The organism is Pseudomonas sp. Q1-7 (assembly GCF_028010285.1).
GTDB lineage: Bacteria > Pseudomonadota > Gammaproteobacteria > Pseudomonadales > Pseudomonadaceae > Metapseudomonas.
In genome coordinates this window covers 4280793-4303584 of the sequence record NZ_CP116304.1, presented here as the reverse complement: position 1 = coordinate 4303584, position 22792 = coordinate 4280793, and the positions used below count along the sequence as shown (strand labels likewise).

The following is a 22792-nucleotide window of genomic DNA, read 5'->3' as shown; positions in this document are numbered from 1 at the left end:
TCACTGCTCCAGGGCCAGCGACGGCGCCGGCAGTTCACGCACGCTGTCACCGGCGTTCAGCAGCTGGGCACCGAGGGCGACGATGCGCTCGCCCGGCTGCACACCACCGTCGAGCACCGCCTCCTCTTGCTCCAGGCGCACCAGGGTCACGGGACGCAGCTGCACCTTGCCGTCCGCGCCGATGATCCAGACGCCGGGGCCCTGGCCCTTGTCGTGCAGGGCGCCCAGGGGCACGCGCACCTGTTGCTGGCGGGCGCCGCCGTCCAGGCGCAGGGTGACGGTGGAGCCGATGGCCAGGGCGCTGGACTCGCCGCCCAGGGTGTAGCGGGCGCGGAAGGTACGGGTGATGGCATCCGCCGCGGCGGACAGTTCGCGCAGGCTGGCCGGAACCGCTTCGCCCGAGGCGCCGTAGGGGTAGGCGCGGGCCGTATGGTTGGCCAGGCCGCGCTGGGTTTCCGGGATGTCGATCACCGCCTCGCGGGCGCCGTCATGAGCCAGGCTGGCGACTATCTGCCCTTCGGCGACCACCTGGCCACGGTCCACCCGCACGTCGGTGATCACGCCGTCGGCGTCGGCCTTGAGGGTGGAGTAGGCGCGCCGGTTCTCCACTTGGGCCGCTTCCGAGGTAGCGGCGGCCTGCTCGGCCTGGGCGACGCGCAGACGGGTGGCGGCCTGGTCGAACACCTGGCGGGATACCGCGCCGGTGCCGGCCAGGCGGCGGTAGCGGGCTTCGTCGTCACGGGCCTGGCGCAGCTCGGCCTCGGCGGCGGTAACACGGTTGCGCGCGGCACGCAGGGCCAGTTCGAAATCGGTGTTGTCCAGCACCAGCAGGGTGTCGCCGCGCTTCACGCGGGTACCGGGGTCGACCTTGCGGGCGATCACCTTGCCGCCGACGCGAAAGCCCAGGTCGCTGGCGGTGCGGGCCGCCACCACGCCGGTATAGAGCGCGTCCTGCTGGCTGGCGGCCTGCACGTCCGTCGCCAGCACCGCGCGCGGCAGCGGGGCGCTGATGGTGCTGTCGGCCTGGCTGTTGCAGCCGTTCAACGTCAGCAGGGCGGCGGGAATCAGGGCAAGTAGGGCAAGGTGCGGACGATTCATGGAGCGATCCTCGGGTTCGGCGACGGCGGGGCGGGGCTACCGCAGGTCGAAAATATGATAGGCATAATTTAATTTCATGTATATATGTCACTCGTCATCTGAATCGGCAGCCCCAGGGCAAAGCGACCAACGGAGGTAGAGCGATGAACCACGAGCACGAGACGGTAGAAAACTGCGGCGCACCTTCTGGTGTCAGCGCCGACGACTGGCAGGCCATGGAGTGGCAATTGATGGCATTGGCGCTGGATGCCGACGAAGCAGGAGCCGAGCAATGAATCCGTCCCGCCTGCTGCTGGCCATCCTCATGGTGCTGACCGCCCTGGGGGAAATCTCCACCCAACTGATCATCCCCGCCCTCGGCGGCATCGAGCAGGGGCTGGGCGCCGGACATGGCGCCAGCCTCGCCGCGCTGTCGGGCTTCGTCGCCGCCTTCGGCATCGGCCAGTTGCTGCTGGGGCCGCTGTCGGACCGGGTCGGCCGCCGGCCGGTGCTGATCGGCGGCCTCAGCCTCTACCTCGCCGCCACCGCCTGGATGCTGCTGGCCGACAGCATGACCGGCTTCATCCTCGGTCGCGTGGTCCAGGGCCTCGGCGCCTGCGCCGCGCTGGTGCTGGCGCGCGCCATCGTGCGTGACGTGTGGAAGGCCCAGGCGGCGCCGGCCCTGGCCATGACGGTGATCGGCATGCTCAGCGCCATCGCCCTGGCGCCCATGGCGGGCGGCCTGCTGACCCAGTGGGGCGGCTGGCACGCTCCCATCGTCGCCTCGCTGAGTATCGGCAGCCTGGCGCTGCTGGCGGTGCTGGCCTTCTATCGCGAGTCCAACCCCAGCCTGGACCCCCAGGCCGGCCACCCGGCGACCCTGGCGCGGGACTACTTTGACCTGCTCAGGCAGAAATCCAGCCGCGCCCTGGCCTTCACCCTGGCGGGCACCTATGGGGCGATGTTCGCGGTGGTGGCCGGTTCTTCGTCCGTCTACATCGGCCTGCTGGGACTGAGCGCGGCGGAGTACGGCCTGGCCTTCGGCGCCACCATCTCCGGGCTGATCGCTGGCGCCTTGTTCACCCAGCGCAAGATCATGCAGCTGGGGCCGCAGCGCATCGTCGGAATCGGCGTCAGCCTGGTGATCACCGGCGCCCTGGCCACCCTGGTGGTGTACGCCACCCTCGGCCTGTCGGTAGTCGGCCTGTCGCTGCCGCAGGTGCTGGTGACCCTGGGCGGCGGCATGCTGATTCCGGCCTCGGTGGCCGGCGTGGTGATGCCCAATGCCCACCGCGCGGGGCTCGCCGCCGGGCTGATGGGCTTCGCCCAGATGCTCGGCGCCACCCTGAGCGGGCTGATCCTCGGCGCCCTGCAGGACGGCAGCGCTACGCCGATGATCGGCGTGCAGGCCGTGTTCGCCGTGACGGCTTTCAGCGGCTTCATGCTGATGACGCGCAAGCCGCGCGCCGCGGCGGTCTCGACGCCCGGCTGAGCGGCGCCCTGGCCGGGCACGACTGCATGACCGGAGGCCGTGCGGTGATTTGCACGCTGCATGCCCAGGCCACGCCGAATGGCCTCGACCTGGGCCTGCAAGCACCTGGCCCGCCCCGGCGACGGGCGGGATAGCGGCACCCTAAGATCGCGCCATCGATGAGAAGCCCCGTCGCCGTTGGCCTGAACCATGACGGTCCATCCCTTGCCTCCCCTGAACAGCCTGGTCGCCTTTCATTTTTCGTCATGCCTCGATGATCTTTCGGCACGGGCGCTTGACTGGCCGCTGCGGCGCAATCGGTTCTCCGCTTGATCGCAGGCCCGCCACGACAGTTGTCATGCGCGGGCAGTAGGCTGCGTCTGTTGTCCGATCGAGTGTGGTTCATGAGGCGTATCGTCGGTTCTCTGCTGTTATTCCTTTCCTGCACCGCCGGGGCGGCGGAGTTGCACCTGCTTACCGACAACCACCCGCCACTGCATTTCGAGCGCAATGGCGAGTTCTGCGGCTTTGCCGTCGACGTGGTGCGCAGCCTCGCGGAGCAGGACGGCGACCGGGTCGTTATCCAACAGGAGCCCCTGCTGCGTGCCCTGGCCGCCGTCAGTGCGGCGGCCGATACCGGGCTGTTCACCGTCCTGCGCACGCCCGAGCGCGAGTCGCGCTACCTCTGGGTAGGACCGCTGATGGAGCTGGAAACGGCCCTCTACGGTCGCAGCGATTCCTCCGTCCAGGTCCATACCCTGGACGAAGCCCGTGCCGTGGGGCGCATCGTCGCGCCGCGCAAGTGGCTGGCCTACAGCCAGTTGCAGGAGCAGGGTTTCACCAACCTCTACGGCGTGGACACCCCGGAACAGATGATGCGGTTGCTCGGCCTGGGGCGCACCGACCTGATCGCCACCGACACCCTCACCGCCGCGACCCTCGCCGCCGAGGTGGGGCTGGCGCCCGCGATGCTGCGCTACCAGTTGCCGTTGTCGACCCAGGGCAGCTACATCGCCTTCTCCCTGCGGACCGACCCGCGGGTGATCGAGCATTGGCAGGCGGCGCTGGAGGCCATGCGCGAGGATGGCCGCCTGCAGCAATTGAGGGCGCGCTGGAAGGTGGACCGGGAATTGCGCTGATGAAATCCGCTTCATGCCGGGCGCATCAGCCCAGCAACGCCATGCCGGCCGATGTCACCAGCAACAGCGCCATGCCCTGGTTGAAGCGCTGCACGGCCTGTGGTGAGGGGAGCAGTCGCGCGGCCCCGCGCCCCAGCAGCGCCCAGGCCGTCAGGCAGGGCAACGCCACCAGCAGGAACACCAGGGCGTAAAGGCCGTAGCGGGCGCCGTCGGCGTCGGTGCCGGCGAACAGGCTGGTGGCCGAGAGTGCCATCATCCAGGCCTTGGGGTTCACCAGTTGCAGACCGGCGCCGGTCAGCGCGCCGGGGCGTCGCTCGCCGGCCTCGCCTTGCACGCCCACCGCCGGGCTGCGCCAGAGCTGCCAGGCCAACCAGCCCATCCACGCCATCCCCACGCAGGCCAGCGCCGCCTGCAGCGGCGGATGACGCAGGAGCACTTCCCCCAGTCCGAGCCCCACCACCAGCAGCATGCCCGCGACACCGCTGGCAGCGCCCACCGCGATGGCCAGCGAGGCGGCCAGGCCATGGCGCATGGCATTGCCGAGGACCAGCAGGTTGGTCGGCCCCGGCGTGATGGAGGCGACGAAGGCGAAAAGGATGAATGGCAGCAACTGGCCGAGGGGCAGGGTGGTCATCGGCGGGACTCCAGTGATGGGCTCCGACCGATTGTCCGCCCCCCGTCCTCAGCAATCTGGAAGCTTTGTGCAGGACCTGCGATAGCTCGCCGGGGTAAAGCCGTAGGCCCGGCGGAACCAACGCCCGAGGTGGCTCTGGTCGGCAAACCCCAGGTCCGCTGCCACCTGCGCCGGGGACCAGCCGCTGGCGAGCAGGCGCCGCGCGCGGGCCAGGCGCAGTTGCACCAGGTAGGCGTGGGGCGCCAGGCCGAACGCCGCCTTGAAGGCGCGGGTGAGGCGGAAGCGGTCCACCCCGCAGGCGCGGGCCAGATCGTCGAGGTTGATGTCCTGCTGGAAATGGCCGTGCAGGTAATCGCGGGCACGCAGGGCCACCGAGGGCAGGCGAGGGTCCGCCACATCGCGCATGCGCCAGCGCAATTGTCGCGACAGGCGTTCCAGCAGTTCGTCCAGCGCAGCCTGGCGGACCATGCGCGACTCGGGCGTCTGCAGGGCGAGGAAGGCGCGGGCGATGCAGGGGACCAGATCGGGGGCGTCGGGGAGGGTGTGGTCCACGCTCGGCTGGCAGTTCTCCGGTGCGTGCTCGAACAGCCCGAGCAGGGCCTGCTCGACCCACCGCGGTTCCAGGTACAGCGTCGAATAGGTGAAGCCGCCCGGCGTCGGTGCCTGGCCGTCGTGGATTTCACCCGGCTCCAGCAGGAACGCCTGGCCGGGCGTGCTGCTGTGCAGCAACCGGCGGCAATTGAACTGCTGCACACCCTGCTCGGTGAAGCCGATCAGGTAGCTGTCATGCCAGTGGGGATCGTAGGCGTGCCCCTCGAAGTGGGCACGGATGGTCTCGATGCCGCTTTCGGGGTCCTGCTTCAGGTCGATCCAGCTGTGGCTATCCATGACGGCTCGGTGGGAAGGCACGGGTTCGGCGAGTGACGACGCTCCATCTTAGCCCCCGCGTCCGGCGCGTCTGGAAGATTTGTGCAGTCAGGGCGTCTGCCCGTTGCTCGCCACCGTCGGCTTGATGGCCCGGGCCACTTCAGCCTGGATCTTGTAGGCCGGCGCTTCCACGGCGTTGTAGTCGCGGGTGTAGCGCTGGGCGAATCCCGTCACGCCCCAGTCCAGGTACTGCTGCACATGGAACAGCTCATGGGCCCAGAGGGCGACGTCGTTCTGCGCGTCATCCTCGTTGCGGAAGACGATCACGTCTACCAGGGTCACGGCTTCCACGTCGGGGTTCTGCATCAGGGTGTTGGCGGCGTTGGCTTCGCCGTCGACGCCCACCTTGTAGCGTGCGCTGTCCAGCACCCGCAGGTCGTACCAGGGCTCCAACTGTGCGCGGATGTGCAGCGGGATGGGCTGCAACTGGCTGGCGGCCAGGTTGTTGCGCGATTGCACGATCCACTGCTGCAGGCTGGTGGCGGCCATGCGGTTCACGTTCTCCAGCAGCGGCGCCATGTCGCCCTGGGCGCCCGGCGCGCAGAAGCAGGTCACCACGCACACTTCCGATTGCCCGGCGGGGCAGGCGAGGGCGGCGGTGGAGAGGAAGGACAGCGCGAGGGTGGTCTGACGAAGCAACGAGCGAAGGGTTACAGCGAACACGTGGGCCTCCCGGAGGCACTGACGAAGCGCGCGATTATGGACAGCGGCCGCGATGATTGGTTGCGCGGCCGCCGCCCCGGCTGTCGGCCTGTACGGGGTGGAAGTCCTGCCGGGACTTGCACCCGCGGCGCCCGCTAGCCGATCACCGGCAAGGGCCGTGGCACGAGTTGCGGACAATCGCCCAGTGGCAGCCAGGCCTGGCCCTGCCAGTGCAACCAGGCGCGTTGCCACTGGTCTTCGCCAGGTTGCACACCACGCCCTCGGCCAGGCGCGGGTGCTGCATCAACCGGCCCAGGTCGCTCACGGCGAACCAGGGCTGGTCGTCCGGCAGCAGGGTACGCAACTGGAGCCTGAGCCGGGGTGAGCCGAATGTGAGACAAGACGCCGAACCCTGACGGGACGGCGTCTTGTCATATCGGGGCCAGTCACGCCGTTAGCGACGCGGCAGTGGGGGCGCTCACACCTCCCCGAAGGGCGACGTCACCAAGGCGTCATGACGCATCGATCCAGATGGTCTTGAGTTCGGTGTACTGGTCATGGGCCCAGATCGACTTGTCGCGGCCGCCGAAGCCGGACTCTTTGTAGCCGCCGAATGGTGTCGAGGCGTCACCTTCGCCAAAGCAGTTGACCGTGACGATGCCGGCACGAATCTCCCGGGACAGCCGCAGTGCGTGGCGTAGGTTGCCGGTGTACACCGAGGCCGCTAGTCCATAGACCGTGTCGTTGGCGAGCAGGATGGCCTGATCGATGCTGGTGAAGCTTGTGACCGCGAGAACGGGACCGAAGACTTCTTCGCGGAACAGGCGACTTTCGGGCGGTACGTTGTCCACCACGCTTGGTTCGACAAAGATGCCGTCTTCGGTGGTGCCGCCGAAAATGAAGGTGAGTTTGTCGTCCCGGGCCTGTTCGATGTACCCGTTCACTTTGTCGAAGTGAGCCTTGCTGACCATCGAGCCCAGGCGATTCGCCGGGTCCAGCGGATCCCCCATTTTCCAATTGCGCATATGTACGCCGATGCGCTCCAGCAGAGCATCCTTGATGTCGGCATGGACGATCAGGCGCGACGAAGCGGAGCAGTTCTCGCCCATGTTCCAGAAGGCTCCGTTGACCACATGCTGGGCGACCTGATCAATGTCTTCCACGTCGTTCATCACCACGGCCGGGTTCTTGCCGCCGCACTCCAGGACCACGCGCTTGAGGTTGGACTCCGCGGCGTACTTGAGGAACAGGCGGCCGGTGTCGGTGGAGCCGGTGAAGCTCACCATGGCCACGTCAGGATGGCGACCGATGGGTTCGCCTGCGTCCTTGCCGCCGCCCGGTACCACATTGAACACGCCGGCCGGTACACCGGCCTCATGGGCGAGTTCGGCAACGCGCAGGGCGGTGAGGGTAGTCTCCTTGGCCGGCTTGACCACGATGGAGCAGCCCGCAGCCAGCGAAGGACCGATCTTCCAGGCCAGCATCAGCAGCGGGAAGTTCCACGGCAGCACCAGGCCTACTACGCCGATTGCCTCGCGGACCACCAGGGTCACGGCGCCGCCGACGGGAGCCGTGCTGTCGTAGATTTTGTCGATCAGTTCGGCGTGCCAGCGCAGGGTGTGGATGGTCTCGGGAACGTCGATGGTCTGGCATTCGCGGACTGGTTTGCCGCTGTCCAGGCTCTCCATTACCGCCAGTTCATGGGCATTGTCTTCGAGGAGTTGGGCGAAGCGCAGCAGCACCGATTTGCGCTCTGCAGGGGAGCGCTTGTGCCAGCGACCATCGTCGAACGCCTGGCGCGCATTGGCCACGGCGATATCCACGTCGGTGGCATCGCAGGCGGCGATCTCAGCCAGCACTTCCCCGGTTGCCGGGTTGGTGGAGGTGAAGGTCTTGCCCGACTGCGAATCGCGGAAACCTCCGTCAATGAACGCCTGGGTAGGGAAGTTCATCTTCGCGGCAATGGCCACGTAGTCCTGTTTGCTCAGCAATTCAGCCATGGTTGGAACCCTCGGTGATTTTCGCGATGTTGTGCTTCAGGGTGGTGAGGACGCTCTGCAGCGCCTCCTTCTCCTCGCCCTCCAGCGGTTGCATCGGTGCGCGCACGCCGCCGGCGCGCAGGCCACTCAGCTCGCAACCCTGCTTGATGGACTGGACGAACTTGCCGCTTTCGAGGAAGTCCATCAGCGGCATCATCTCCGCCATGATGCGGCGTCCCTTATCGAAGTCCTTCTCCAGCACGCAGGCCTCGTACAGGGCGACATGCTCGCGGGGGATGAAGTTGGAGCCAGCGCAGACCCAGCTGCGGGCGCCCCAGGCGAAGAACTCCAGGGCCAGGTCGTCCCAGCCGCAGGACAGGGCGATTTCCGGGTGTTGTACCGCCAGGCGATGCAGGCGGGCGGTGTCGCCCGAGCTTTCCTTGATGGCAACGATGTTTTTGCAGCCGGCCACTTCGGCGAAGAACTCGTCGCCCATGCCGACACCCATGCGGGCGGGGTAGTTGTACAGCATGATTGGCAGGCCGGCGGCACGATCGACGGCGAGGACGTGGGTGGCGATTTCCTTCTGGGTGGGCAGCGCGTAGGGCGGCGAGCCGACGAGGATGGCGTCGGCCTTGATGGTCCTGGCGTGTTCGGCGTAAGCGACTGACTCCTCGGTGCGGATGGCGCCGGTACCCACCACCAGGGGTAGGCGGCCATTGATGACGTCCTTGGCCTGTGCGGCGAGCGCGAAGCGTTCCTCGGTGGTATGGGCGTAATACTCGCCCGTGGAGCCACCAATGACGATGCCGTGGACCTTCGACTCGATCAGGTACTCGAGCACGTTGGCAAAGGCGGATTTATCGATGGCTCCCTCTGCGGTCAGGGGAGTGATTGCCGGGGTAAAGATGCCATCAAAGTTCACGATGCATTCTCCAGTGGGGTGACGGTTGGGTGGGGGGCGCGTCGCAGATTCGACCCGGCGACACGGCGAGTGGGCTTCAGGTCAGAGAGGCCGCTTGCTGCAGGTTGAGCGATCGGGTTTCCGGGGCCAGGACCATGGCGAACAGCAGGCCCACCAAGGTCACGACCGCGGCGGCGTACATGGTTGTGGCGATGCCGAAGGTCTGCAGGGAAACCGGCACGAGGTAGGTCCCGACCGCCGCGCCAATGCGTGACAGCGAGGTGCCGATGCCGACTGCGAAAGTGCGGATCTCGGTGGGAAAGAGTTCGTTCGGGTAGACCAGGGTGAGTACCTGCGCACCGCCGATGAACAGGGCGTAGGTGCCGAACAGGAAGAGGATCAGCAGCGGCGAGCTGGCGTGGCAGGCACCCAGGCCGAGCAGGGCGAGGCCGGACCAGAGGAAGCTGTAGATCAGCATGCTGCGACGGCCGATGGTGTTGATCATGCGTGTCGCCAGGACACAGCCGAGGACGAACAACAGCGTGATGCCCACCGAGCCGAATGACGCCCAGTCGCCCTTCAGATTCAGTGCGTGCAGGACAGTGGTCGCGAAGGCGTAGACCGCGAAGACCGGGATCACCGAGCAGGTCCAGAAGGCCGTGACGAACAGCATGCGCTTGCCGTAGCCGGAGTGGAGCAGGTGCCAGAAGGAGAGCGGCTTCCGTTCCTGCTGCTCGGGCAGGTTGCCGAGGGAAAAGTCAGGTCCGTAAACCGACTTGATCACACGCTCGGCCTCGGCGGCGCGGCCCTTGCTCAACAGCCAACGGGGCGACTCGGGAGTACCCAGGCGCAGGAGGAAGAGCAGGACGCCTATCACCACCGCGCTGGCCAGGACCAGGCGCCAGGCCTCTTCGCCGCCCAGGCGCAAGATGACTTCGCCAACCACGTAGGCGGCAGCGGCGCCGGCGAACCAAAGAATGGTCAGGGTGGCCAGCCGCGGCCCGCGGCAGCGTTTTGGCAGGAACTCGACCAATAGCGCAGTGGCCACCGGATACTCGATGCCCACGGCCACGCCGATGATGAAACGCAGAATGAACAGTTCCTGGCAGGAGTCGAGCCAGTACTGGGCCAGGGACGCGAGCATGAACAGGACCGGACCGACGAAGAAGATTCTCTTGCGCCCAAAGCGCTCGCTCAGCCAGCCGCCAAGAAAACCGCCGAAGAAGATGCCAACCAGTGCTGAGGCGGCGATCAGGCCTTGCCAGAAGCTGCTGAGGTTCAAAGCCGTTGTTACTTGCACCATGACAACGCCAATAATGCTCAATACATAGCCGTCAACAAATGACCCGCCACCCGATCGAATAGTCAATAGTTTGTGAAAGCTGTTGATGGGGATGTCTTCGATAGAGGTGCTGGAAGTTGTCATTGTTATCTCTGGGCTTAATTGTTCTTGAGGGTGTTCGGGCGATAGTGAAACTTTCAGATGAGTTGCCTCATGTCTGGTTTTTTGAATCGCCCGAATCGAGATCGGTGTGCCGTGGAAGTCGAGACTTGGCCAAGGGTTGGCCAGACGCTCCCGGACAAAAAAATGGTGGGCTAGCTCTCTCTTCCGGCCCGGTACTGTCCCCATTTCAAGTTGAGGTTCACGCCTACCGAGAGCAAGGGTTCGGGAGGGTTGGAGTTGGGGCCCGGCGACCTGAGCAGGAAATCGATCAGTTCATCTTTCCGGCCGCTCAGCCAGTCGGCCAACAACTTGCCGGTCACGGTTCCTCGGGTAACGCCCAGTCCATTGCAGCAAAGCGCGCCGTAGACATTGGGAGCCAACTGGCCGAAATACCCCATGTGATTTCTCGACAGGGCCAATGCGCCGCCCCAGGTGTACTTGAACTCGACATTGGGCAACATCGGAAAGCGTCTCGCGAAAGAGGCCCGGTGACGATTGACGAAACGCTCGATGAACTTGTCCCTGCTGCGCCCGTCCGGGTTGAAGCTGAAACTGTTGCGGATCAGCAGGCGATTGTCCGGCGTGCGACGTACAGTCGTGCCGAAGGGATCGGCCGGGATGACGCCCCAGAAGGGCTTTCCGCCAAGCCGTGCCTGCTCTTGTGCATCGAGCGGACGGGTGATGCTGGCGTAGGTGAAGATCGGCAGCATCCTGCCCTTTAGAAAGCCGAAGCTCATGCCGAAGGCGTTGTTGGTCAGCACGAGCTTGTCGGTGGTAATGCTGCCGAGGGCATGGGTGAGGACGACCTTTTCACCGTAGTCCACTTCGGTGATGGGGGTGTTCTCGTAGAGGCTGACATTGCCGGGGAGGCTGTCGGCCAGGCCTTTGACCAGGGCGGACGGCTGGATGAGTACCGTACCCGGCGTGAACAGGGCCTTTCGGTAGAAGTGCGTGCCGATGTGCCCCGGGAGTTCATCGGCTTCGATCATTTCGTAGGCCTGGCCGAGCTTGTCCAGACCTCGCCGGTAGGCTTCCAGCACGGCGATTCCACGATCCTCGACGGCAGCCTGGTATTTGCCGCAGGCCTTCATCTGGCAGTCAATGCCGTGTTGCTCCACGAGCTCCTTGAGCAGGGACTGGCCGGTGAGATTCAGCTTCAGGCTGGTCCGCGCCGTGGCGATATCGCCAATGTAGTCTTCGGCGCCGATATCGTGGGGTAGGTCGATGGCGAAGCCCGCATTGCGGCCGGAAGTACCAAAACCAACTTCCTGGGCTTCTACAAGAATGATTTCTTCATCGGGGAAGTTGAGTGCCAATTGCCGGGCCGCAGCAAGTCCGGTGAAGCCGGCGCCTACTACCACCCAGCGTGCGGAGCTTTTGCCGCAGTGACCAGGTCTTGGCTGCCGGGGGTTGCTGAGGTGATACCAGCCACAGCTCTTATCGTCGGCAGGTAAAGAGGTGATTTTCGTCATTTCAGAGACCTGACTTTCTTATTTCTGCTTGATAGGCATCCGCTGCGATTGATAATTCGCGGTCCCGCAAATCAACTGTTGCTCGGATAACCGCCCTGCTCTTGAACACTACCCAGTGGCGACATCGATACGGTGTACATCGATATGCAAAAAGAAGATTTTCTGATCGCGACCATCAGGGTCGACTTAGGGCCTCATTGCATGAGGCGGACGACATGAAGGTTAATGACAGGGCTGCGACGCCAACAAGCAACATTTAGGGTTGGCAATCGATGATCAGAGGTTATGGAAGAGTGGTGCGGGAAATAAAAAACCTGCACCGGGCAGGTTCTATTTTGGAAGATTCAATTTTTTACTTTAATGCCGATGGCAGGCTGTACCAAGCAACAAAAAGTGCAGGCTGATAATAACGCCAGGTTATCAGATCTGCTCCAGTAGCCAGTCGCGCAGGCGTCGGCAGGCGTCGTCATCTTCCTTGTCTTCGTTGAATGTCAGGTAGTGCAGGCTGTCCTTGAGCACCAGCTCCTGTTCGACCGGCCTGATCAGCAGTCCCTGCTCCACGAGGCGGCTTACCAGATGATTCCAGCCCAGGGCCACGCCCTGGTGATTGAGGACCATCTGGATCAACAGGATGTAGTCGTTGGCATTGAAGAAGTGCGGGGCATTGGCGGCGCGTGCCTCCAGATCGATTTCGTGGAAGGCGAGCCAGACGTTCCAGTCCACATGCTCGGCGACCTGGGAGCGGCCGTAGGGGCTCAGGTTCAGCAGCACGGTGTCGCGCAGGCCTTCAAGGGAACGGATCTCCGGGTGCTCCTCCAGATACCTGGGTGTGCACACCGGGTAGATCACATCGTGCATCAGCGGATAGCTGCGGTAACCCTCACGGATCTTGGCAATCTTGGTGATGAAGATGTCCGGCCGCACCCCCGGCTCCATGGACAGGAAGTTCTGTGTGGTGATGAGGTTGAGATCGACATCCGGGTTCGCGCTGAAGAAGCTCGGCAGACGCGGGCCGAGCCAGTGCGCAGAGAAGGCCGGGGAGCAGCAGAGGGTGATGACGCGCTTGGTGGTGCTCTTGTTGCGGATGCGCTCGGCGGCCTGGGAAATGTTGACGAAGGAGAGCTGCACCGCATCGAAGAAGATCGAGCCGGCGGCCGTGAGCTCCACCGCGCGTCCTTCCCGCTTGAACAGGTCGGCGCCCAGGTAGATTTCCAGCTCGCGAATCTGCCGGCTGATGGCGGCCTGAGTCACGCAGAGCGCTTCGGCCGCCCGCGTGAAGTTCTGGTACTTGGCCGCCGCGACGAAGGATTTCACAGCGCGTAGCGAAGGCATCTTGATCAGGGTCTGATCGGGTTCGGTGTGTTTAACCATAACGACAAGTAATCAAATTCCTGAATAAAAAGTCGGTTCTGCCGGGCGCGGGCATAACCCTAGACTGGGCCAAGCTGCTATCGCAGCGGGGCGGCTTCGCTGCTGGGTCGAGGTTAACCGATAGGGTTCTCGTACAGAAAGCCCTGGTCCTGGAAGCGCGAGTCGGCGAGTTGACCCACTCCCGTCATAGCCGATTCGAGCAAGCGCCGCCATTTCCCGCGCCTGTTTCGGAGTGCACATAACAATGGATAACAAAACCGCTGTACTGAACCTGATTCGCCAACGCAAAGAACGTCATGCCCTTCCTCGCGCGGCCTACTCCGACGCCGAGGTATACCGCCAGGATCTGGAACAGATCTGGCACAAGACGTGGATCTTCGCCGGGCATACTTTCGAATTGGAAAAGCCCGGTCAGTACTTCACCCTGCAGATTGGTGACTATCCCGTTGCCGTGGTGCGCGGTGGCGACGGTCAGGTACGAGCCTTCCACAACGCCTGCCGGCACCGGGGCTCCAAGGTCTGCACGGAAAGCAGCGGTAAGGTGGCCAAGCTGGTTTGCCCGTACCACAAGTGGGTGTTCGATCTCGACGGCAAGCTGCTCTTCGCCGGCAACATGGGGCCCGAATTCAATCCGACCGAGTATGGTCTCAAGCCAGCGCACTGCGAGGTGGTCAACACCTACATCTATGTGTGTGTAGCCGAGCAGGCGCCGGACTTCGAAGACTTCCGTGGTGCGGTTTCTCCCTTCATCGCGCCGCACAATCTCGAAGACTGCAAGGTGGCCTTCGAATCCAACCTGGTGGAGCGGGGCAACTGGAAGCTGGTCTTCGAGAATAACCGCGAGTGCTATCACTGCGACGGTACCCATCCGGAGCTGCTCAACTCCTTCGTCGAAAACCTCTCGGTGGCGGGCGTGGGAGGGGAGGATGACCCCGAGCTGGCGGCGCACTGGAACCGTTGCGAGGCGGCGGGGCTGCCCAGCCGTCTGGTGATGGACGAGGCGGGGCAATACCGCATGACGCGCATCCCGCTGGCCAACGGCGCTGTCAGCTACACCATGGACGGCAAGGCCGCGGTGGCCAGGCGCCTCGATCACAGCGGCGTGGACAGTATCGGCGCGCTGCTGTACTTCAACTACCCGTCCACCTGGAACCATTTTCTTGGCGACCACGCTCTGAGTTTCCGCGTTCTGCCGCAGGGCCCCAACGAGACCCTGGTGACCACAAAATGGCTGGTGCCGAAGGACGCGCAGGAAGGCATCGACTATGACCTGGAGCGGTTAACCCGAGTCTGGATCGCCACCAATGACCAGGACCGTCGCCTTGTCGAAGGGGCGCAGGCGGGCCTCAGCTCTCCCGCTTATGAGCCGGGCCCTTACTCGTCCATTGCGGAAAATGGTGTGTGCCAGTTCGTGGATTGGTACTGCACGACCATGCTCCGCCAACTCACCGACTGATCTCTGTGCGTCTTCGCCTCGGCCCCGTTTCACTCACGTGGTGATACGGGGTTTTTTCTGTCTGGAGGCCCTCGGGGCCAAGGATCGGGTCATGCATCGCGCTCCCTCGTCTTTCGACTCCGGTCGCCACGCCAAGGGGTTCTTCCTGGTGCTGCTGGCGGCCTTCTGCTATGGCCTTCAGCCCCTGTTCGCCCAGTACGCCTATGCCGGCGGGGCCGATCCGGTGGGGCTACTGCTCGCGCGCTTCTCGATCGCCGCCGGTGCATTGCTGCTGTTCCTGCGCTGGCGGGGAATAGCGCTTCCCTCGGGTCGGCTGGCGCGGCAGAACCTGATATTAGGCGTGGGATACGGGCTGGCGGCGATGGGGTATTACAGCGCCTGTCGTTCCACCTCCGTCAGTCTCGCCATCATCCTGGTGTACACCTTTCCGGCCTTTGTCACGGCGGTCTCCATCACTTGCCTGAGGGAGCGCACCAGCCTGCTCAAGCTGGCCAGCCTGGTATTGGCGCTGGGAGGCGTGCTCCTGGCCACTGGTCTGAACCTGGCCGGATCATCCCTTGGGGTGTTCTGGGCGTTGTTCGCCGCGGTCTGTTACGGCTCGTCGATCATCTACGGCACTCATCGCATCAGTCACGAAAATCCACTGGCCTCGGCCGTGATGCTGCTGCTCGGCTGCGCCCTGAGCTTCGCGGTCGTGGCGCTCTCTCGCGGAGCGGTCTTGCCGGCATCCGGAACAGCCTGGGGGGCGACTGTCGGCCTTTCCCTCTTCGCCACGCTGGTGCCGGTCATTGCATTCCTGGCGGGGGCGCCGCGCATAGGCTCCTCATCGGCTGCCACCTTGTCGACGCTGGAGCCCGTGGTGGCCGTGACCATCGCCGTGCTGCTCATGGGCGAGCAGATCACCAGTGCCATGCTCGGTGGAGGGCTGATGGTTCTTCTCGCGGCTGTGTTCCTAGCGCGCCAGGGTGGCGTGGAGCGGGAAGCCGCGCCGCTGCAGGGCGACGCCACGTCCGATCAATAACATGAAGTTATGGTTAAGGCTGAGCAAATGTCGTTGGACGCTGCAAGGGGCAAATCCTAACTTGGAGCCATACACGAGATCGTTGAATTCGATGTCGTTTTTATGGAGCAGGATTTTCTGCGCGCCGGTTTACCCACGTCAGAGACGAATGGATTTCCGGTTTGTCTGGACGCTTGTTTCAGTCCCCCCGAGAGGCTGGAAGGCGCGAAGTTGACTGATTGGTTGATAAGCATAAGAAAGAGGGTTGCATGAATCAGGCCGACGATATTCTTTCAGTGAAGAACATCTTCAAGGTATTCGGGCCACACCCCGAAGTTGCCATGGAGATGCTGCGCAAGGGCGCGGACAAGAACGAAATCTTCCACAAGACCGGTCATGTCGTCGGTGTGTTTGATGCGAGCTTCTCGGTCAAGCGCGGCGAAATCTTCGTGATCATGGGATTGTCGGGTTCGGGCAAGTCCACCATGGTGCGGCTCTTCAACCGCCTGATCGAACCCACCTCCGGCAGCATTCACCTGAATGGGCGCGAGATCACCGGGCTGTCGGACAAGGAACTGCTCGATGTCCGCCGCAAGGACATGGGCATGGTCTTCCAGTCCTTCGCGCTGATGCCGCACATGAGCGTCCTGGAAAACACCGCCTTCGGCCTGGAGATATCCGGGGTCAGTGAGCGCGAGCGTAATGCCCGAGCCAGCGAGGCCCTGCGCCAGGTGGGGCTGGCCGGGCATGAGCACAGCTATCCGCACCAGCTGTCAGGCGGCATGCAGCAACGCGTTGGCCTGGCGCGAGCGCTGGCCAACGACCCCACGATTCTCCTCATGGACGAAGCCTTCTCGGCCCTCGACCCACTGATCCGAAGTGAAATGCAAGGCGAGCTCATGCGCCTCCAGGCGGAGCAGCAGCGCACCATCATCTTCATCTCCCACGACATTGAAGAAGCCATTCGCATTGGCCATCGCATAGCGATCATGGAAGGTGGCCGGGTGGTTCAGATCGGTACGCCGCAGGAGCTGCTGAACCAGCCCGCCAATGAGTACGTCGAGACCTTCTTCAAGGGTTTCGACAGCTCCCGGGTGCTCAAGGCTGGCGACATTGCCCGGCTCGACCCGGCGATGATCTGTCGGGTGAATGGCAAGGCTCCGCAGTTCAGCTCAGGTGTTTCTTTCGGGTACCTGATCGACGAGCGCGACCAACTGCTGGCCGTGGTCGGGGCCGATGAAAGTGGCGCGGTAATGGGGCAATCGGGGGACGCATTCAACCTGCACACGCAGAATCCGGTTTACACCGATACGCCCTTGCACGACGTGTTGAACATCGTGGCGGAGCTGCCTTACCCGGTGCCTGTCCTGGATCGCAGCGGTGCTCTGAAGGGCACCATTTCCAAGAGTCAGCTGTTGCACACGTTGAGTCGCCATTGAGCGAATCCCTCGATCACGCAGCAGTCGCAACTTCGGAGAATAGGTAACCACCATGTCTGAGTTCAGTCTTCTCGATCCGTTCCAAAGTGCCGTCATCCCTCTGGGTGAGTGGGTGGAAACCACCCTGAAATACCTGGTGCACAATTTCCGTGATGTATTCCGTGCCATCCGCTGGCCCATCGACCAGGTGCTCAATGGCATCGAGTACGTCCTGCAGAGCATCCCGCCGACCATCGGCATCATCCTGTCCTCGTTGCTGGGTTGGCAGCTGGCCGGCAAGCGCATGGCCCTGCTGTGCTTCGTTACCTTGACGCTGCTCGGGTTCATCGGCGTGTGGTCGGAGTCCATGACCACTCTGGCGCTGGTACTGACCTCGGTGTTCTTCTGCGCCGTGATCGGCATCCCGCTGGGGATTCTCTGTGCCCGCAGCGACCACCTGGAACGGATTGTTCGGCCAGTGCTCGACGCCATGCAGACGCTGCCGGCATTCGTCTACCTGGTGCCCGTGGTGATGCTGTTCGGCATCGGCAACGTGCCCGGGGTGCTGGTGACCATCGTGTTCGCCCTGCCGCCGCTGGTGCGCCTGACCAACCTGGGCATCCGCCAGGTACCCGAAGACAAGATCGAGGCCGCCCGCGCCTTCGGCTGCACCCCGCGGCAGATGCTGACCCGCGTGCAACTGCCGCTGGCCACCTCGACCATCATGGCCGGCATGAACCAGACCTTGATGCTTTCACTGTCGATGGTGGTGATCGCCTCGATGATCTCGGTGGGCGGCCTCGGGCAGATGGTCCTGCGCGGCATCGGTCGCCTGGACATGGGCTTGGCCACCGTCGGTGGGGTAGGGCTGGTGCTGCTGGCCATCTTTCTCGACCGACTGACTCAGGCCATGGGCGCGCGCTCAAGCGCCGATCCGAGCCTGCGTTGGTACCACACCGGCCCCCTTGGCGCGCTGCTGCGCCTATGCGGTGCCGGACAACACGCCGGGCGGCGCAAGGCTGCCTGAGCCGATTGATTCGATCTACCGAACCCGACAAGAAAACTGAATGAAGGTACGAGACGATGCATCGATCCAAGTTCTCTCGCAGCATGCTGCAATGCGCCACCGCCCTGTCCCTGACGGTCGCCGCCCTGAGTGCCAGCGCTTCGGCCGACAAGCCGGGCGAGGACGTCGAGGTCACGCCGATCTTCCCCTCCATTGCCGAAGAGCGCTTCCGCGGCGAAGTGGCGATGGAAGGCCTGCGTGAACTGGGCTACGACGTCCAGGAGCCGAAGGAAACCGAGTACGGCGTGATGATGGTGGCCCTGGCCAACGGCGATGCCGATTTCACCGTGCACCTGTGGGAAAAGCTGCACGACAAGTTTTACCAACAGGCCGGCGGTGACGAGGTGATGGTCAAGACCGGAAACGTCATTCCGGGTGTCAGCCAGGGCTACCTGATCGACAAGAAAACCGCGGACCAATACAACATCAAGTACATCACCGACCTGAAGAAGCCGGAGATCGCCAAGCTGTTCGACACCGACGGCGACGGCAAGGCGGACCTGACCGGCTGCAACCCGGGCTGGGGGTGCGAGCTGGTGATCTCCCACCACATGAAGGCCTATGACCTGGACAGCAGCGTGCACGTCAACCAGGGCTCGTACTTCGCCCTGATGGCCGACACCATCACCCGCTACAAGGAAGGCAAGCCTATCCTGTACTTCACCTGGGTACCGCAGTGGATCGCCAGCGTGCTGGTCGAGAACACGGACGTGGTCTGGCTGGAAGTGCCGAAGACCGATCTGCCGGACGGCAACAACGACGTGGACACCCTGTACAAGGGCAAGAACCTCGGGTTCGCCGTAGACAAGGTCGTGGCCGTGCTGAACAAGGACTTCGCCGAAGAGAACCCGGCGGCTGTGAAGTTCCTCTCGCTGGTGCAGATCAGCACCGCCGACGAGAGTGCGCAGAACCTGAAGATGCAGCAGGGCGAGAAGAAGCCCGCCGACATCCAGCGCCATGCCAAGGAGTGGGTCGCCGCGCACCGCCAGCAGTTCGACGCCTGGCTGCAGGCCTCGCGTGCCGCCGCCAGCCAAGCATCGAACTGATCGCCAAAACGGGTGCCCGGTAGCGGGCACCTCACCTCCAGCCAAATCTAATCCCGATTGTGGAGCACCCACATGTCGCTCTATTCGTTCGTCCGCGAGTTCCGTTTCCGCGATGCGCCGTCCCATACCCGTGAGCTGTTGCAGACCTGCTTGCTGGATATTCTCGGTGTTGCCGCCGGCGCGCGTGACAATCAAACCAGCCAGGCGCTCAAACACTATGCGCTGAGCCATTACCCGACCGGAAATCTGGCCAGTCGCTTGCTGTTCGATGGCCGCCCGGTACACCCGCTTGGGGCCGCTTGGGCGGGGGGCTTCAGCGTCGACAGCCTGGATGCCCATGAAGGGCATTTCACCTCCAAGGGGCACGCTGGAGCTACTGTGGTCCCAGCATTGCTGGCGCTGGCCGATGCCTGGTGCGAGCAGGGCAGACGCATCAGCGGCGAAGAGCTGCTCAGCGCCCTGTGCATTGCCTACGAGACGGCGCTGCGGGCCGGCGTTGCGCTGATGGCGAGCGCTCCACAATACCATGCGTCCGGTGCCTTCTCGGGTGTCGGTGTGGTCTGTGGTGGCGCCCGCCTGCTGGGGCTGGACGAGCAGCGCTTCCGTCATGCGCTAGGTATCGCCGAATACTTTGGCCCGCGCTGCCCGATGATGCGTTTGGTCGATCATCCTTCGATGCTGCGTGATGCCCATGGAGCAGGTGCCTACGCAGGGCTCAATGCTTTGCTGCTCGCCGAGGCCGGCGTCACCGGGGCTCCCGCCGAGACAGTGGAAGACGAGACGGTAGCTGCCCATTGGCGCGATCTCGGCCAGCGCTGGGAAATCGATGCCCAGTACTTCAAACCCTGGCCGGTTTGCCGCTGGGCCCAGCCAGCCCTCACCGCCATGACGGCGCTGATGGTCGAGCATCCGCAGATCCGTGGCGAGAGCATCGAGCAGATTCAGGTGCAGACCTTCCACGAATCCATGCGCTTGCAGGGGCACACCCCCGCCAATGCTGACGAGGCCCAGTACGCGCTGGCCTTCCCCCTGGCCGCGCTCGTGGCGCGAGGCCGGGTCGGTCCGCTGGAGGTGACGGGGGAGGCCATCCACGCCCCCGACATCCTGGCGGTCAGCCGGCGCATCGAGATCGTCGAGAGCGATGAGCTCTCCGCGCGCTTCCCCCGGGAGATTCTTTCCAGGGTCCTGGTGCAGCTCAAGGATGGCCAATCCTTCGCCAGCCCCATTACCGCGGCCAAGGGCGATCCCGAAACGGGCATGAGCCGTACGGAGTTCCGTGACAAGTTCAACGTGCTGGCGGGTATCAGCCTGTCCGATGAGCAACGGCAGGAAATCGAAGCAGAGATTGCTGCGCTACCGGGGCGCTCCAGTTGCGAGCGCTTGCTGGCGTTGGTGTGCGGGCCAACGGAATCGGTGTGAAAGGTTCTGCGGGTTGGGTTGCCGGTAGGGATGCCGCGACCTTCGATGTGGCTCTGGAACTGCAATGGGCCCAGAGATGAGAACGTCCTTCGAAAGCGTATTGAAGAGCAAGAACCTGGTGCATCTGGACAGGGCCAGCCGTGCCGGGCTGACTACACCCATGCGTCGGGTGGCATTCATCCTGCGCGAGCATTTTTCGATGATGGCCTTCACTGGCGCGGTGGATGCGCTGGTTACCGCCAATCTCATGAGTTCGACGCCGGTATTCGAGGTCAAGGTCGTTGGTGGTGACCGCAATCTGGTAGTCAGCGACCTGGGCATCGCCATCTCCACCGACTGTTCGCTGGCCGAATTGAATGAGAAGCACCAGGACATCCTGGTGGTGTGCGGTGGGTTTCGCGTCCGCCTCGAAAGCGACCCCCTGCTGCGGTCCAAGCTGCGCCATGCCGACGCTGTTGGAGCGGTGCTCGGCGGGCTTTGGAACGGCACGTACTTCCTGGCTGAGGCGGGTCTGATGGATGGCCATGAGTGCGCTTTTCACCCTGACGGCCGGGCAATGATGTCCGAGCTGTTCCCGAAAGTGAGCGTGACCAGCCATTCCCACATACTTGACCGCAAACGCATCAGCTGCGCGGGTGCGAACAGCTCGTTGGGCATGATGCTGGAAGTGGTGGGGCACAGCGCTGGCCGCGAACTGTTGGACGCGGTGGAAGAGGTGCTGGGCTGCGACAAAATGCGGGAAACCGTGGATGTGTCAGTGGTCTCGATCGACTTCAATCCAACCCTGCCGCGAACGCTAAAGCTTGCTCTGGAGCTGATGCACAGCAATATCGAGGACCCTATCGAGATTGATGAGATCGCGCGATATGCGCGCATCTCCAGACGCCATTTAGAGCGCCTGTTTCGACGTTATGTGAAGGCGACGCCGCCGCGCTATTACATGGAACTACGTCTCACCCATGCACGCCAGCTGTTGCAGCACACCAACAAATCTCTGACCGAGATCGCGGTTGCCAGCGGCTTCACCACCCTTCCTCATTTCAGCCGCTGTTTCCGTGAGAAGTTTGATATTGCCCCGGGCCAGTTTCGCGCACGGAGCCATTTCAAGGTTTGATGCTTCCGGATGGACGATCCAGCAAGGGAACAGTGGCATGGACCTGGCCTGCTGCGCTTGTTCCTTATCGAGCTTGAACTGTGCCCGCTCAGCGAGTTACGTGTGCTGATGAGCCGCTGCTTGATTGAGCGTTTTTTCGGCGCGTCATGGACGGCGCAGGCGAGCGGCAACGCCGTTGACCTGTGGGAATAGGCTGATTGGCGGTACACGCTATTCCGCCCCCCTAGCCACACCGGTGCTGCAAGAACGATCAAGCGACGCTCCGGCGCGCTTCGCACACTGAGCCGGTCCCCTCTGGGACGACCCCATGGCCGGCACCGGCTGGGTGGAGGTCTGGGTGCCGCTGCAGGATTGACCAAAGTGGGGGGAGACTCCTGCCACTGCGCCGGCCTAAACTGCGAGGCACTTTCGCCAGGTCCATACCCTCTTTATGCCGAGCCCGCTGGTATTACGCCGTTGCCGAGCGCTGTGGTTCGTTGCGCTGCTGTCCGCCCAGACGTGGTATTGCGCCGGTTACGCCAGCGAACCGGAGGCGTACCGCGTCGGCGTGGAGCAGGTGGACTATTACCCGATCTATTCCGCGGTGCCGCCGGAGAACCAGTACCGCGGCTATGCCCGCGAACTGCTCGACCTCTTTGCCGACCGTGAGCACCTGCGTCTGACCTATGTGCCGCTGCCGGTGCGGCGACTGTCCCACACCTACTGGTCCGGCCAGCTTGACCTGGTGTTCCCGGACAACCCGCGCTGGGAGGTACACCGGAAACCCGCCGGCGTCACCTACTCGCAGCCGGTGCTGCAGTTCCAGGACGCCATGCTGGTGCTGCCGGAGCGCCGTGGCCAGCCACGCGAGGCGTTCCGCCGGCTGGGCTTCGTGCGCGGCTTCACGCCCTGGAAGTTCCGCGATGACATCGCCGCCGGGCGCGTGGTCATCAAGGAAGCGCCCAATCCCGAAGGGCTCATCCACATGGTCATCGCCGGGTACATCGACGCCGCCAACATGGCGCAGCAGGTGGCGCACTTCCACCTCAAGCGCCAGGGCCGCGAGCAGAGCCTGGTGGTGGAGCGCTCCCTGCTGCCGCTCAGGGACAGCTATTACCACCTGTCCAGCATCCGCCACCCGGAGCTGATCCAGCGCTTCGACGCCTTCCTGCAGCGCGAACGCGAGGCGGTGCAGGCGCTCAAGGCCAAGTACGGGCTTTGAAGCGGGATCGGC

Annotated in this window: 22 protein-coding genes; 12 read left to right on the top strand and 10 right to left on the bottom strand. The window is 63.9% G+C overall.

Translation table 11 applies throughout. The annotated features are described in order from the left end of the window. Complete coding sequence (locus tag PJW05_RS19950) at positions 1 to 1098, bottom strand: efflux RND transporter periplasmic adaptor subunit (RefSeq protein WP_271408698.1); 1098 nt, start codon at positions 1096 to 1098, stop codon at positions 1 to 3. Between the two features lie 143 nt (positions 1099 to 1241). Here PJW05_RS19950 and PJW05_RS19945 point away from each other — a divergent pair, with 143 nt between their 5' ends. The 3 genes from PJW05_RS19945 to PJW05_RS19935 all read left to right on the top strand — a co-directional run bounded on the left by PJW05_RS19945 (position 1242) and on the right by PJW05_RS19935 (position 3687). Beyond that, a complete protein-coding gene (locus PJW05_RS19945; RefSeq protein ID WP_271408697.1) occupies positions 1242 to 1373 on the top strand; it encodes a hypothetical protein in 132 nt (43 codons plus the stop codon). Further along, positions 1370 to 2569, top strand: coding sequence for a multidrug effflux MFS transporter (locus tag PJW05_RS19940; RefSeq protein WP_271408696.1), 1200 nt, complete (start codon positions 1370 to 1372; stop codon positions 2567 to 2569). Before PJW05_RS19945 ends, PJW05_RS19940 begins: the two co-directional genes overlap by 4 nt. A 383-nt stretch (positions 2570 to 2952) precedes the next feature. Continuing rightward, the gene (locus tag PJW05_RS19935; RefSeq protein ID WP_271408695.1) at positions 2953 to 3687 is read left to right on the top strand and encodes a substrate-binding periplasmic protein; all 735 of its coding nucleotides are present in this window, start codon (positions 2953 to 2955) and stop codon (positions 3685 to 3687) included. Between the two features lie 25 nt (positions 3688 to 3712). On the opposite strand, the gene PJW05_RS19930 is transcribed toward PJW05_RS19935, so the two are convergent. The 9 genes from PJW05_RS19930 to PJW05_RS19890 all read right to left on the bottom strand — a co-directional run bounded on the left by PJW05_RS19930 (position 3713) and on the right by PJW05_RS19890 (position 13060). Next, positions 3713 to 4321: a LysE family translocator gene (locus PJW05_RS19930; RefSeq protein ID WP_271408694.1), complete on the bottom strand. Its 609-nt coding sequence runs from the start codon at positions 4319 to 4321 to the stop codon at positions 3713 to 3715. Between the two features lie 48 nt (positions 4322 to 4369). Then, positions 4370 to 5209 carry an AraC family transcriptional regulator gene (locus PJW05_RS19925; protein WP_271408693.1) on the bottom strand — a complete coding sequence of 280 codons (840 nt, stop codon included), beginning with the start codon at positions 5207 to 5209 and terminating at the stop codon, positions 4370 to 4372. 87 nt (positions 5210 to 5296) lie between these two features. Next, positions 5297 to 5911, bottom strand: coding sequence for an eCIS core domain-containing protein (locus PJW05_RS19920; RefSeq protein ID WP_271408692.1), 615 nt, complete (start codon positions 5909 to 5911; stop codon positions 5297 to 5299). A 142-nt stretch (positions 5912 to 6053) separates the two neighbouring features. Then, positions 6054 to 6254 carry a hypothetical protein gene (locus PJW05_RS19915; RefSeq protein WP_271408691.1) on the bottom strand — a complete coding sequence of 67 codons (201 nt, stop codon included), beginning with the start codon at positions 6252 to 6254 and terminating at the stop codon, positions 6054 to 6056. 148 nt (positions 6255 to 6402) lie between these two features. After that, the gene (locus PJW05_RS19910; RefSeq protein WP_271408690.1) at positions 6403 to 7890 is read right to left on the bottom strand and encodes an aldehyde dehydrogenase; all 1488 of its coding nucleotides are present in this window, start codon (positions 7888 to 7890) and stop codon (positions 6403 to 6405) included. Then, entirely contained in the window at positions 7883 to 8794 is a 912-nt protein-coding gene (locus PJW05_RS19905; protein ID WP_271408689.1) for a dihydrodipicolinate synthase family protein, read from the bottom strand. The genes PJW05_RS19910 and PJW05_RS19905 overlap by 8 nt, the downstream gene beginning before the upstream one ends. A 76-nt stretch (positions 8795 to 8870) precedes the next feature. Continuing rightward, entirely contained in the window at positions 8871 to 10199 is a 1329-nt protein-coding gene (locus PJW05_RS19900) for an MFS transporter (protein WP_271408688.1), read from the bottom strand. A gap of 170 nt (positions 10200 to 10369) precedes the next feature. Beyond that, complete coding sequence (locus PJW05_RS19895) at positions 10370 to 11689, bottom strand: NAD(P)/FAD-dependent oxidoreductase (RefSeq protein ID WP_271408687.1); 1320 nt, start codon at positions 11687 to 11689, stop codon at positions 10370 to 10372. A 420-nt stretch (positions 11690 to 12109) separates the two neighbouring features. Next, positions 12110 to 13060: a LysR substrate-binding domain-containing protein gene (locus PJW05_RS19890; protein WP_271408686.1), complete on the bottom strand. Its 951-nt coding sequence runs from the start codon at positions 13058 to 13060 to the stop codon at positions 12110 to 12112. 244 nt (positions 13061 to 13304) lie between these two features. Between PJW05_RS19890 and PJW05_RS19885 the strand changes: the two genes are divergently transcribed. The 9 genes from PJW05_RS19885 to PJW05_RS19845 all read left to right on the top strand — a co-directional run bounded on the left by PJW05_RS19885 (position 13305) and on the right by PJW05_RS19845 (position 22780). Beyond that, positions 13305 to 14516, top strand: a complete 1212-nt coding sequence (locus tag PJW05_RS19885) for an aromatic ring-hydroxylating oxygenase subunit alpha (protein WP_271408685.1) — start codon at positions 13305 to 13307, stop codon at positions 14514 to 14516. Positions 14517 to 14607: 91 nt separating this feature from the next. Continuing rightward, positions 14608 to 15537 carry a DMT family transporter gene (locus tag PJW05_RS19880; RefSeq protein ID WP_271408684.1) on the top strand — a complete coding sequence of 310 codons (930 nt, stop codon included), beginning with the start codon at positions 14608 to 14610 and terminating at the stop codon, positions 15535 to 15537. 248 nt (positions 15538 to 15785) lie between these two features. Then, a complete protein-coding gene (gene proV / locus PJW05_RS19875) occupies positions 15786 to 16955 on the top strand; it encodes a glycine betaine/L-proline ABC transporter ATP-binding protein ProV (protein WP_271408683.1) in 1170 nt (389 codons plus the stop codon). A 52-nt stretch (positions 16956 to 17007) separates the two neighbouring features. Further along, on the top strand, positions 17008 to 17961 hold the full coding sequence (proW, locus tag PJW05_RS19870; protein ID WP_271408682.1) for a glycine betaine/L-proline ABC transporter permease ProW: 954 nt from the start codon (positions 17008 to 17010) through the stop codon (positions 17959 to 17961). Positions 17962 to 18017: 56 nt separating this feature from the next. Then, entirely contained in the window at positions 18018 to 19046 is a 1029-nt protein-coding gene (gene proX / locus PJW05_RS19865; protein ID WP_271408681.1) for a glycine betaine/L-proline ABC transporter substrate-binding protein ProX, read from the top strand. Between the two features lie 72 nt (positions 19047 to 19118). Then, entirely contained in the window at positions 19119 to 20465 is a 1347-nt protein-coding gene (locus tag PJW05_RS19860; RefSeq protein ID WP_271408680.1) for an MmgE/PrpD family protein, read from the top strand. A 76-nt stretch (positions 20466 to 20541) separates the two neighbouring features. After that, on the top strand, positions 20542 to 21579 hold the full coding sequence (locus tag PJW05_RS19855) for a GlxA family transcriptional regulator (protein ID WP_271408679.1): 1038 nt from the start codon (positions 20542 to 20544) through the stop codon (positions 21577 to 21579). 9 nt (positions 21580 to 21588) lie between these two features. Beyond that, complete coding sequence (locus PJW05_RS19850) at positions 21589 to 21771, top strand: hypothetical protein (RefSeq protein WP_271408678.1); 183 nt, start codon at positions 21589 to 21591, stop codon at positions 21769 to 21771. Between the two features lie 238 nt (positions 21772 to 22009). Further along, positions 22010 to 22780, top strand: a complete 771-nt coding sequence (locus PJW05_RS19845; RefSeq protein ID WP_271408677.1) for a substrate-binding periplasmic protein — start codon at positions 22010 to 22012, stop codon at positions 22778 to 22780. The last annotated feature ends 12 nt before the right edge of the window (positions 22781 to 22792 follow it).

Coding starts and splice junctions, on each gene's coding strand:
- PJW05_RS19950 (WP_271408698.1), bottom strand. CDS start 1,098: ATGAATCGTCCGCACCTTGCCCTACTTGCCCTGATTCCCGCCGCCCTG.
- PJW05_RS19945 (WP_271408697.1), top strand. CDS start 1,242: ATGAACCACGAGCACGAGACGGTAGAAAACTGCGGCGCACCTTCTGGT.
- PJW05_RS19940 (WP_271408696.1), top strand. CDS start 1,370: ATGAATCCGTCCCGCCTGCTGCTGGCCATCCTCATGGTGCTGACCGCC.
- PJW05_RS19935 (WP_271408695.1), top strand. CDS start 2,953: ATGAGGCGTATCGTCGGTTCTCTGCTGTTATTCCTTTCCTGCACCGCC.
- PJW05_RS19930 (WP_271408694.1), bottom strand. CDS start 4,321: ATGACCACCCTGCCCCTCGGCCAGTTGCTGCCATTCATCCTTTTCGCC.
- PJW05_RS19925 (WP_271408693.1), bottom strand. CDS start 5,209: ATGGATAGCCACAGCTGGATCGACCTGAAGCAGGACCCCGAAAGCGGC.
- PJW05_RS19910 (WP_271408690.1), bottom strand. CDS start 7,890: ATGGCTGAATTGCTGAGCAAACAGGACTACGTGGCCATTGCCGCGAAG.
- PJW05_RS19900 (WP_271408688.1), bottom strand. CDS start 10,199: ATGACAACTTCCAGCACCTCTATCGAAGACATCCCCATCAACAGCTTT.
- PJW05_RS19895 (WP_271408687.1), bottom strand. CDS start 11,689: ATGACGAAAATCACCTCTTTACCTGCCGACGATAAGAGCTGTGGCTGG.
- PJW05_RS19890 (WP_271408686.1), bottom strand. CDS start 13,060: ATGGTTAAACACACCGAACCCGATCAGACCCTGATCAAGATGCCTTCG.
- PJW05_RS19885 (WP_271408685.1), top strand. CDS start 13,305: ATGGATAACAAAACCGCTGTACTGAACCTGATTCGCCAACGCAAAGAA.
- PJW05_RS19880 (WP_271408684.1), top strand. CDS start 14,608: ATGCATCGCGCTCCCTCGTCTTTCGACTCCGGTCGCCACGCCAAGGGG.
- proV (WP_271408683.1), top strand. CDS start 15,786: ATGAATCAGGCCGACGATATTCTTTCAGTGAAGAACATCTTCAAGGTA.
- proW (WP_271408682.1), top strand. CDS start 17,008: ATGTCTGAGTTCAGTCTTCTCGATCCGTTCCAAAGTGCCGTCATCCCT.
- proX (WP_271408681.1), top strand. CDS start 18,018: ATGCATCGATCCAAGTTCTCTCGCAGCATGCTGCAATGCGCCACCGCC.
- PJW05_RS19860 (WP_271408680.1), top strand. CDS start 19,119: ATGTCGCTCTATTCGTTCGTCCGCGAGTTCCGTTTCCGCGATGCGCCG.
- PJW05_RS19855 (WP_271408679.1), top strand. CDS start 20,542: ATGAGAACGTCCTTCGAAAGCGTATTGAAGAGCAAGAACCTGGTGCAT.
- PJW05_RS19850 (WP_271408678.1), top strand. CDS start 21,589: ATGGACGATCCAGCAAGGGAACAGTGGCATGGACCTGGCCTGCTGCGC.
- PJW05_RS19845 (WP_271408677.1), top strand. CDS start 22,010: ATGCCGAGCCCGCTGGTATTACGCCGTTGCCGAGCGCTGTGGTTCGTT.